A 10127-nucleotide genomic window follows, 5' to 3' on the forward strand; every position below is an offset into this window, starting at 1 on the left:
ACCGCGTCAGTCGACGACGGTCAGGTCCTTGCTGGTGTGGGTGAGCAGTTCGGGGCCCCCCTTGCGAACCACGAGCGTATCCTCGATCCGGACGCCGCCGCGGCCGGGGAAATACACACCTGGCTCGACGGTCACCGCCACGCCATCCAGCAGTGTACCTGTGCCCGTTTTGGCGATTCCGGGTGCTTCGTGGATCCGCAGGCCGACGCCGTGTCCGAGGCCGTGCACGAACAGCTCGCCGTAGCCCGCGGCCTCGATGACCGCGCGGGACGCGGCATCCACCGCTTTCGTCGCCACTCCCGGCGCCAGCGCCTCGCGGCCCGCCCGCTGCGAGCGCAGCACCAGGTCGTAGATCTCGCGCTGCCAGTCCGAGGCGTGGCCGAGGACGAAGGTGCGGGTCATATCGGAGTGGTAGCCGCCCACCACGGCCCCGAAGTCGATCTTCACGAAGTCGCCGGTGGCCAGTTCCGCCCCGGTCGGGCGGTGATGCGGGACGGCCGAATTCACGCCGGTGGCCACGATGGTCTCGAAGGCCACGGCCTCCGCGCCGTGTTCGAACATGAGCCATTCCAGTTCGCGGGCCACCTGGCGTTCGGTGCGACCGGGACGCAGGCCGCCGCGTTCCAGCAGGGCGGCCAGCGCGGTGTCGGCGGCGGTGCAGGCGGCCGCGAGCTGGTGCACCTCGAAGGCGTCCTTGACCATCCGCAGCTGTTCGACCAGGCCCGAGACCGGAACCAGATCCAGGCCGGTGGCCTGGGCCAGGAAGGCGCGATGCTGCTCGACGGTGACGACATGGCTCTCGAAGCCGACTCGGCCGGTCTGCCACTCCCCCGCGATCTCGACCACGCGGCGCGCGCTGGCCCGGTTGATCTCCGCCCGCAGGTCCGGCGACTGCTCGGCCACCTGGGTGCGGTAGCGGCCGTCGGTGCAGATGACGGTCCGGTCCTCGGTGGTGTCCCAGGCATACACCAGCAGCGCGGCATTGGAGCCGGTGAATCCGGTCAGGTAGCGGATATTGATCAGGTCGGTCACCAGGAGCGCGTCGACCCGGTTCTCCACCAGCAGGTCCCGCAGCGCGGCCCGCCGCAGTGCGTAGTTGGGGCGCGGGCCGGGATCGTGATCAGCCATGCGTCCAAGCTACAGCCGACACGCCGCGACACCGACCCGCAACGCGGGGAACCGCCCGGTCACGACGAGGGTCGCCGACGGGAACAGACGTTGTCCACATCCGAGGTAGTTGTCCACAATTCGCGTTCGGGGCGCCCGCGTGGGAGTGCGGCGCGGCAGTCTCGTAGACATGGACCCGATCCCGCTGCTCGGACTTCTCACCTGGTGTGCGGCACTCGGCGCCGCGGATCTACGCCGCCGGCGGCTGCCGAACCTGCTGACGCTGCCGGGCGCCGCGGTGGTGCTCGGATACGCCTGGCTCGACGGCCGGTGGGCGGTCGCGCTGGTCGGCGCGCTGCTGCTGGCGGTCCCCTACCTATTGATTCATCTGACGATGCCGTCCGCACTCGGTGCCGGGGATGTGAAACTCGCCCTCGGATTGGGCGGCGCCTGCGCGCTCGCGGGCGCGCAGGCGTGGGTGTGGGCGGCCATCACAGCACCGCTGCTCACCGCCCTCGCGGGCGCGGGCACCCTGCTGGCTGCCCGGGCACGCCCCGGCGGCCGGTGCCCACTCGCGGGTGCAGCGGCGTGGGCGACGGCCGATCCCGTGGCGCATCCGAGCCGCACGGGCGGGCCTCCGGCCGGCGGTCCGCGCCGGGCAGCACCCGGGGACAGCCTCATCGGCTCGCGTGCGGAGCTAGCGGAGCGCGGCCTTCCGCGGCCGATGTCGCCCGTCGTCGCCGTGCCGCCCGCAACCCTCGCGCACGGTGCCGCCATGTGCGCGGCGAGTGTGGCGGCGATCATGCTGACACGCTGACGTCGCCGTATGCCGGACCGCGTGTCGGTGCGACGGTATTCCCATGGAAAGATGGTGCCCGTGTTGCGCTGGATAACTGCCGGAGAATCCCATGGCCCTGCTCTCGTCACGATCCTCGAGGGGATGGTGGCCGGTGTCGAGGTGACCTCCGCCGATGTGGCCGCGCAGCTGGCCCGACGCCGCCTCGGCTACGGCCGCGGCGCGCGCATGAAGTTCGAGGCCGATGTGGTCACGATGGTCGGCGGGGTGCGCCACGGCAAGACCATGGGCGGCCCGGTCGCCATCGAGGTGGCCAACTCCGAGTGGCCCAAGTGGACCCAGGTCATGTCCGCCGACCCGGTGGACGAGGCCGAACTGGCCGAGCTGGCGCGCAATGCCCCGCTCACCCGGCCGCGGCCCGGGCACGCCGACTACTCGGGCATGCTCAAGTACGGCTTCGACGACGCTCGCAATGTGCTCGAGCGCGCCAGCGCCCGCGAGACCGCCGCCCGCGTCGCCGCGGGCACCGTGGCCAAGAACTTCCTGCGCCAGGCCCTCGGGGTCGAGGTGATCTCGCATGTGGTGTCCATCGGCACCGCGGCCAACACCACCGGCGTGGTGCCCTCCGCCGCCGATCTCGACGCCATCGACGCCAGCCCGGTGCGCGCGTTCGACGCCGACGCCGAGGCCGCCATGATCGCCGAGATCGAGGCCGCCAAGAAGGACGGCGACACCCTCGGCGGTGTGGTGGAGGTCGTGATCGAGGGCCTGCCCATCGGTCTGGGATCGTTCATCAGCGGCCAGGACCGTCTCGACGCGCGACTCGCGGCCGCCCTGATGGGGATTCAGGCCATCAAGGGTGTCGAGGTGGGTGACGGTTTCGAGACCGCGCGCCGCCGCGGCAGCCAGGCGCACGACGAGATGCAGCCCGGCCCCGACGGCGTGCTGCGCTCGACCAACCGCGCGGGCGGACTCGAGGGCGGGATGACCAATGGCGAGGCGCTGCGGGTGCGGGCGGCCATGAAGCCCATCTCCACGGTGCCGCGGGCGCTGTCCACCGTCGACATGTCCACCGGCGGCGAGGCCGTGGCCATTCACCAGCGCTCCGATGTGTGCGCCGTGCCCGCCGCGGGTGTGGTGGCCGAGGCCATGGTCGCCCTGGTGGTCGCGCAGGCCGCGCTGGAGAAGTTCGGTGGCGACTCGCTGGCCGAGACCGTCGACAACCTGAACAGCTACCTGAAGCGCATCAACGCCCGGCCGCACATTCCGGGCAATACACCGCGGTGACCGATGCGACCGATCCGTCGGAGGCCGCCGCCGCGGCCCCGGCGGAGACGGAACCGACGACCGGCAACGCGGCGCCCGCGCTCTCGGTGGTGCTGGTGGGTCCACCCGGTGCGGGCAAATCGACCATCGGCCGCAAGCTGGCCCGCGAACTCGGGCTGGAACTCTACGACACCGACGCCGGCATCGAAGAGCGCACCGGACGCACCATCCCGGAGATCTTCGCCGCCGACGGTGAACCCGAGTTCCGCCGGATCGAGGAAGAGGTGGTCCGCGAGGCCGTCCTCGCCGGGCACGGTGTCATCTCCCTCGGCGGCGGGTCGGTGCTGTCCGCCGCTACCCGCGCGGTGCTGCGCGGCCGCACCGTCATCTACCTGGAAATCAGTGTGGGCGAAGGACTCCGGCGCACCGGTGCCAGCACCAACCGCCCCCTGCTCACCGGCGACGATCCGGCCAGGAAGTACCGCGAGCTGATGAAGATCCGCCGCCCGCTCTACCGCGAGGTGGCGACCATCCGCGTCCGCACCGACGGCCGCAGCCCCGGCCGCGTGGTCCGCATGATCCTGGCCAAACTCGGCATCGAACCCACCGAGAAGCCGGACCCCACCGAACCCACCGGCCCCACCCCCACCCCGAGCGGCCGCTCCCGCGCCCGCCGCCGACGCCGCCGCGGACGGGGCCGAAGCGAAGCACAGACCCCCGCCCCGGCCACCGAAGCCGCCTCGGCCCACATCACCGCGGATCCAGTCACCGCGGACCCGGGCAGTTCCGACCCAGCCACCTCGGGTGCGACCCACGCCACGCCTGCCCGCACAGACTCAGCCACCGCTGCTTCACCCGGCACGACTCCACCTGCCGCCGTAACGGATTCGGGTTCCTCCCCCGGGACCGCCCAGCACCGCGACCAACCGTCCGACCAGAGCACCGGCGCCGCCGCGCCGAAGCGCAAACGCCGCAACCGCCGCTCGCGCCGCCGCCGCACCCCCGAGGTGACCCCGGGAACCGGTGCCGCGACCACCAGCGAAGCGCCGACCGCAACCACGCCCACCTCCACAACCGGCACACCCGCTTCCTCGACCAACGCGCCCACTGTGGGCACGAGCAACACAGTGAACCAACCGGGCGACAGCACCGCGATGTCGTCGCGCCGCACCGGTCACCGCCGTCGATCGCGCCGGGCGACCCGCCCCACCGGCCCGGCCGCCACCACACCCGCCGAGAACCTCGCGGCGAAGACCGGAATATCCACCCCCACAACCACACCCGATCCAGCCCCGGGCGCCGAGGCCGCACATTCGACGCACCATCCCGCCACAGCGCAGGCACAGCCGACATCGCCGAAGCCACGGAACGCACAGCTGGAGAAGACCGATCCCAGCGATATCGAGTCCAGGGCCGATCGCCCGTTCGACAGATCGCGGGCACCGGCCGGGACAGCGGACGCCTCCGGTCGGGCAACCACCACGCCCGGCGGCGATGAACCCGCCCACGGCGGTGCACATCACCCTGGCGGCACGACGGGTCCCACGCAATCCGATCACGCCTCCGACAGCCCGAACGCACCCGCCCGCACAGCCGACCGTTCCACTGCAGACACGCCCGGTCGGGCCACGGTGAATGCGCCTGGTGGTGACCAGGATTCGACCCACAGTCGCCACCGACTCCGCAGCCCCGGGGGATCCTCCGGGACCGACTCCGTCGGCGGCGATCCCATCACTGCGCACGAGGGCTCGACGCCCGGTCCCGCTGTGGCGGAAACGCGTATCCGGCTACGGTCGGACAGTGCGGGCGGCGGACCGAGTTCTGGGCACACCGCGGCTGTCGGCGCGGAGGACGACGGCAGCGGCGGCACGCGCGGCGCAAACACCCCGGGCGACACGGGAACTCCAGGCGTCACCGCCGACGCCGGCGCGGTCGAATCCACTTCCCCGGGGCGGTCTCGGCGGGCGCGGGCGCGCAGGGCGCGGGCGCGGCGGGCCCGGGAGGCTCGGGGCGAGCAACGGGAAACGGGTGAGAGCCCAGCACAATTCGCACGAGAAGAATCGGAGCACTGATGAGCGAGCCGACCCGTATCGACGTCCGCACGGCCGACCCGTATCCGGTGATCATCGGGCGGGGGCTGCTGGGGGATCTGGTCGAGCAGGTGACCGGGAAGTCCGGGGTGCGGACGGTGGCCATCTTCTATCAGCCGCCGCTGGCCGAGACCGCCGAGGTGGTGCGACAGGCCCTCGCCGACAAGGGGATCGACGCGCACCGGGTGGAGATTCCGGATGCGGAGGCCGGTAAGGATCTGGCGGTGGCCGGATTCTGCTGGGAGGTGCTGGGCCGAATCGGCCTGACCCGCAAGGATGTCGTGATCAGCCTGGGCGGCGGCGCGGCCACCGATCTGGCCGGCTTCGTGGCGGCCACCTGGATGCGCGGCGTGAGCATCGTCCACGTGCCGACCACGCTGCTGGCCATGGTGGACGCGGCGGTCGGCGGCAAGACCGGCATCAATACCGAGGCGGGCAAGAATCTGGTCGGCTCCTTCCACGAGCCGTCCGCCGTCATGGTCGATCTGGCCACGCTGGAAACCGTGCCGCGCAATGAGATCGTCGCGGGCATGGCCGAGATCATCAAGGCCGGATTCATCGCCGATCCGGTCATTCTCGAGCTGGTGGAGCGTGATCCGCAGGCCGCGCTGGACCCGACCGGCGAGGTGCTGCCCGAACTGATCCGGCGCGCCATCCAGGTCAAGGCCGATGTGGTGGCCGCCGACCTGAAGGAATCCGACCTGCGCGAGATCCTCAACTACGGACATACGCTGGGCCACGCCATCGAACGCCGGGAGCGCTACCGGTGGCGGCACGGTGCGGCCGTCTCGGTCGGTCTGGTCTTCGCCGCCGAACTGGGCCGCCTGGCGGGCCGGCTCGACGACGCCACCGCCGACCGCCACGCGGCCATCCTGTCCAGCATCGGCCTGCCGATCAGCTACGACGCCGACGCGCTGCCCGAACTGCTGAAGTCCATGCAGACCGATAAGAAGACGCGCTCCGGCGTCATCCGCTTCGTGGTCCTGGACGGCCTCGCCAAGCCGGGCCGCCTGGAGGGTCCGGACCCCTCGCTCATGGCCGCCGCCTACTCCGCGGTCGCCCGCAACGAGAATTCGGGCGGCAGCGCGATTCTGCTCTGAGAGGGATGGGTTCCGCGGCCGGTTCCACGCCGCGGAACCCACCGGCAGCGGCACCGCCCGCCGGAAACGAATCGGCCGCCCGCACGCGAGTGTGGGGCGGCCGACGGGTGTTCCGCCACTCAGGCGTTGGCGGAGTCCTTGGTCAGCGCGACGGTGTCGGCATCGGAACCGGCGTCTACATCGGCACCGGTGTCGGCGACGGAACCGCCGGCGTTCTCCTTGCGCCGCACCAGGTAGCGGCCGAGCGCCACGCCGAGCACACCGGGGATGAAGATCAGCAGGACGATGAACGACGCCCCGAAGGTGAGCTCGAACAGCAGGCCCTGATCGCCGAGGTCGAATTCGGGCAGGAAGTCGAGCAGCCAGGCGACCGCCCCGCCGCCGATGCCGCCCGCCAGGCCCGCCTTCAGCCAGCGCATGGTGAGGTCGTCGCCGGTCCCGGAGGTGGCGTCGGCGCGGCCGTCGAGGTAGCCCCAGGCGATGACGGCGGCGATGAGGACGAGTAGCCCCAGCGGGCGCATCCAGGAGCCGTTGGTCGGCCAGTACACCATGGCGAAGCCGAGCACGGTACGCAGCACCACGGTCAGCGCTCCGAGACCCACGGCGCGCAACACCCACGCATTCATGTCGATCACCCTAGCCTGTCCGGCCCCGACACTGAACTGGAACCCGTTGCAGAATCTCGCTCATTCGCGCAGCGCCGCGGCCGTGACGGTGCCGCTCACGATTCCAGTACGGCCGCCATGGCCGCGCGCGGAGCCGGCTTCCCGGTGAACTGCTCCACCTGACCGTATGCCTGGTTCAGCAGCATCTGCAGCCCGCTCACCACGGTGTGGCCGGCGCGCGCCACGGCGGCGGCGAGCGGCGTCGGCCACGGATCGTAGATGGCGTCGAGCACCACCGGCGCCTGCGCGACGGCATCCGCCACGGTCGCCGCCGCGGCCGCGGGCACCGTGCTGACCACGGCGTCGACATCGGAGCACACGAATCCCAGTGCCTCCGCATCGAAGCCGATGACCTCGGCCGACATGCCGAGCCGCGCCGCCAGATCCAGGGTATCGGCCGCCCGCCCCCGGTCCCGGGCCACAATGGTGACGGTGTGCGCGCCCAGATCGGCCAGCGCCAGCAGGGCGGGTCGCGCGGTACCGCCCGCGCCGAGCACCACCGCCCGCGCCACCTCCACGACGCCGCCGCCCGCGAGCGCGCCGCGCACGCCGTCCACATCGGTGCAGTCCGCGCGCCACCCGGTGTCGGTGCGCACCAGGGTGTTGGCGGAGCCGACGAGTTCGGCCCGATCGGTGCGCTCGGTGGCGTAGTCGAGGGCCGCGACCTTGCCGGGCATGGTCACCGACAGGCCCACCCATTCGGGTCCGAGTCCGTCGACGAAGCCGGGCAGCTGTTCCGCGGTGCATTCGACGCGGTCGTAGGTCCAGTCCAGGCCGAGTGCGCGGTAGGCTGCCAGGTGCAGCTGCGGCGAACGCGAATGCGATATCGGGCTGCCCAGTACGGCCGCCCGGCGAACCTCACCGTCCACTGTCGAGAATTCCACTTTCTTGGGCCTTGGTGATATTGCGCAGGTGCTCACCGTAGCTTTCGGTGAACAGGGTGGTCCCCTGCTTGTCGATGGTCACGAAGTACAGCCACGGCCCCGGTTCGGGATTCTCCATGGCGCGCAAGGCATCCAGCGACGGCGCGGAGATCGGTGTGGCGGGCAGGCCGGACATGGCGTAGGTGTTCCACGGTGTCTCGCGGGCCCGGTCGGCGTCGGTGGTGGCCACCTCGGTCTTGTCCAGGGTGTAGTTGACCGTGGAGTCGAATTGCAGCGGCTGCCCGACCTCCAGGCGGTTCACGATGACCCGCGCCACCTTCGACATATCGTTCGGCAGGGCTTCCCGCTCCACCAGCGAGGCGGCGACCAGGGTTTCGTAGGGGGTGAGGCCGTTGGCGCCGCCGGATTGCAGCAGGCCGGTCTCCTCGTACCGCGCGGCGCTCTCCGACACCAGCTGTTTCAGGATCTGCTCGGGGGTGCCGCTGGGATCGAAGTCCAGGGTGCCCGCGGCGATCAGTCCCTCCAGCTGGCGGCTGCGGTCGGGTACGGTGCGCACCCGTTCCAGTGCCCACTCCGGCACTCCGAGCGCGACCGGATCGCTCGCGCCGGCCGCCTCCAACTGCTCATAGCTGACGCATTTGCCGGATACGCAGCTGGCGTCGGCGATCTTGCGGTAGATGCCGTCCTTGCGCGCGCCGGTGTGCACATCAGTGGAGTCGTGCAGCTGCCGCCCCTCGGACAGCACCACATTCCCGACCCGCGACGAGTTGCCGACCAGGGCCGCCACGGCGTCGGCGGCCGGGCTGTGCGTCGGGATGGCGTAGTAGCCGGGTTGCAGGGAGTTCATGCCGTCGTTCTTGACCGCGGCCTCGTAGAAGGCGGCCGTGCTGGCGACGACACCCTTGTCGTACATGGTTTCGGCGATCTCGCTGGCGGTTTCGCCCGGCTGCACGCGCACCACCGCGACCGGACCGGCCGGACCGGCGAAATCCTCCGGCGGGGTGTACCGGTTCATCACCTTCAGCAGCGCGAATCCGGCGGCGCCGGCGAACAGTACGGCGAAGACGAAGGTGAAGATCCAGATATTGCGCCGCCGCCGTTTGCGCTCGGCCGCCTTGCGCGAGGCCACCCGCGAGGAGCGGCGGCCGCGCTGCGTGCCCGAGCGGGAGCCGGAGCGGCCACCCGCGGCACCGGCGCGCCGTCCGGAAGTCCCTGTCTCCGAGCCGGTTTCGGCGCGCCGGGAGCGGTCTCCGGCGCGGCGCATGGTGTTTCGCCGCGGCGGCTCGTCCGCATCCGTGTAGCGCGGGATGACGGTGGTGTCGTCCTCGTAGTCGTCGGCCACCTCGTCCCAGTCGAGATCGTCGCGGCGGTATCGACGCTCGGCGTCCTGCCGGTAGCGTTCCTCGGCTCGAGTCCAGCGGTCCGTCATGCATCATCCCCGCGGTCGACCGACTTCACAAGCGCACTCCGTTCGTCCAACCAGCCTTGCAGGATCGATACGGCGGCCGCCTGATCGATGACCCGCCGCTGCCCGCGCGCGCGAACTCCACTGTCCCGCAAGGCGCGTGCAGCAGACACCGTAGTCAAACGTTCGTCGGAAAGCCGCACCGGGACGGGAGCTACCAGTCTCCGCAAACGCTCAGCGAATACGGTGGCGAGCTTGGCCGACGATCCGTTCTCTCCGCGCAGCGTGCGTGGCAGACCGACGATCACCTCGACGGCCTCGTACTCCCGCACAATATCCGCAATGCGGGTGAGTTCGGGGGCAATCGCACCCTTGGGTATCTGTTTCGCCCGCTGCACGGTCTCCACGGGCGTGGCGAGGATGCCGTCGGGATCCGAGGCCGCGACGCCGATGCGCACGGTGCCGACATCGATGCCGATCCGCCGCCCTCGGCCCGGATCCCGGGCGAGGTCGGGACGTGACGGCGCTGTCGCCGACGCCGATCCGGATGTCGATCCGGACGCCGGTTCACGATGCGGCACGCCCGGTGCGTCCCGGCCCGGATCCGCGCCTGGTACGACCCCCGGCGCAGCCGCGCCCGGTACGGGTCGGGCGTCACCGTGGACGCCCGACCGTGGTGAATCGGATTCGGCCATCAGCCCGCGAGCTCGGCCACCCGTGCCCGCACCGCGGCCAGCCCGGCCGCGATTCCCGACGGGTCCGAGCCCGCGCCCTGCGCCATCTCCGGCTTGCCGCCGCCGCGGCCCGCGATGGA

8 protein-coding genes and 1 pseudogene are annotated in these 10127 nt (G+C 71.4%); 4 read left to right on the forward strand and 5 right to left on the reverse strand.

Annotated elements, in window-relative coordinates; all coding sequences use genetic code 11:
- Nucleotides 1–6: 6 nt before the first annotated feature.
- Nucleotides 7–1128 carry a Xaa-Pro peptidase family protein gene (locus tag QJS31_RS03500; RefSeq protein WP_282786312.1) on the reverse strand — a complete coding sequence of 374 codons (1122 nt, stop codon included), beginning with the start codon at nucleotides 1126–1128 and terminating at the stop codon, nucleotides 7–9.
- 169 nt (nucleotides 1129–1297) lie between these two features.
- Between QJS31_RS03500 and QJS31_RS03505 the strand changes: the two genes are divergently transcribed.
- The 4 genes and pseudogenes from QJS31_RS03505 to aroB all read left to right on the forward strand — a co-directional run bounded on the left by QJS31_RS03505 (nucleotide 1298) and on the right by aroB (nucleotide 6359).
- On the forward strand, nucleotides 1298–1924 hold the full coding sequence (locus QJS31_RS03505; protein WP_306355892.1) for a prepilin peptidase: 627 nt from the start codon (nucleotides 1298–1300) through the stop codon (nucleotides 1922–1924).
- Between the two features lie 60 nt (nucleotides 1925–1984).
- Entirely contained in the window at nucleotides 1985–3190 is a 1206-nt protein-coding gene (aroC, locus tag QJS31_RS03510) for a chorismate synthase (RefSeq protein WP_282785334.1), read from the forward strand.
- An 86-nt stretch (nucleotides 3191–3276) separates the two neighbouring features.
- Nucleotides 3277–3762 (forward strand): annotated as a pseudogene (locus QJS31_RS03515) (shikimate kinase); the annotation flags it as partial.
- Nucleotides 3763–5240: 1478 nt separating this feature from the next.
- A complete protein-coding gene (gene aroB / locus QJS31_RS03520; protein WP_306355893.1) occupies nucleotides 5241–6359 on the forward strand; it encodes a 3-dehydroquinate synthase in 1119 nt (372 codons plus the stop codon).
- A 119-nt stretch (nucleotides 6360–6478) separates the two neighbouring features.
- Here aroB and QJS31_RS03525 read toward each other — a convergent pair whose 3' ends face one another.
- From QJS31_RS03525 to ruvX, 4 genes are all read right to left on the reverse strand, one after another.
- Nucleotides 6479–6985, reverse strand: a complete 507-nt coding sequence (locus QJS31_RS03525) for a B-4DMT family transporter (protein WP_306355894.1) — start codon at nucleotides 6983–6985, stop codon at nucleotides 6479–6481.
- 95 nt (nucleotides 6986–7080) lie between these two features.
- The gene (locus QJS31_RS03530) at nucleotides 7081–7908 is read right to left on the reverse strand and encodes a shikimate dehydrogenase (RefSeq protein ID WP_372341738.1); all 828 of its coding nucleotides are present in this window, start codon (nucleotides 7906–7908) and stop codon (nucleotides 7081–7083) included.
- Nucleotides 7883–9337: an endolytic transglycosylase MltG gene (gene mltG, locus QJS31_RS03535; protein WP_306355895.1), complete on the reverse strand. Its 1455-nt coding sequence runs from the start codon at nucleotides 9335–9337 to the stop codon at nucleotides 7883–7885. Before mltG ends, QJS31_RS03530 begins: the two co-directional genes overlap by 26 nt.
- Nucleotides 9334–9894 (reverse strand): Holliday junction resolvase RuvX, encoded by a 561-nt coding sequence (gene ruvX / locus QJS31_RS03540; RefSeq protein WP_372341739.1) that lies wholly within the window; start codon nucleotides 9892–9894, stop codon nucleotides 9334–9336. Before ruvX ends, mltG begins: the two co-directional genes overlap by 4 nt.
- Between the last annotated feature and the right edge of the window lie 233 nt (nucleotides 9895–10127).

This window comes from Nocardia sp. CC213A, from assembly GCF_030766805.1.
Lineage (GTDB): Bacteria > Actinomycetota > Actinomycetes > Mycobacteriales > Mycobacteriaceae > Nocardia > Nocardia otitidiscaviarum.

What these genes read in the sequence shown, in the direction of transcription:
- QJS31_RS03505 (WP_306355892.1), top strand. Translation starts at nt 1,298, where the DNA reads ATGGACCCGATCCCGCTGCTCGGACTTCTCACCTGGTGTGCGGCACTC.
- mltG (WP_306355895.1), bottom strand. Translation starts at nt 9,337, where the DNA reads ATGACGGACCGCTGGACTCGAGCCGAGGAACGCTACCGGCAGGACGCC.
- QJS31_RS03525 (WP_306355894.1), bottom strand. Translation starts at nt 6,985, where the DNA reads ATGAATGCGTGGGTGTTGCGCGCCGTGGGTCTCGGAGCGCTGACCGTG.
- QJS31_RS03500 (WP_282786312.1), bottom strand. Translation starts at nt 1,128, where the DNA reads ATGGCTGATCACGATCCCGGCCCGCGCCCCAACTACGCACTGCGGCGG.
- aroB (WP_306355893.1), top strand. Translation starts at nt 5,241, where the DNA reads ATGAGCGAGCCGACCCGTATCGACGTCCGCACGGCCGACCCGTATCCG.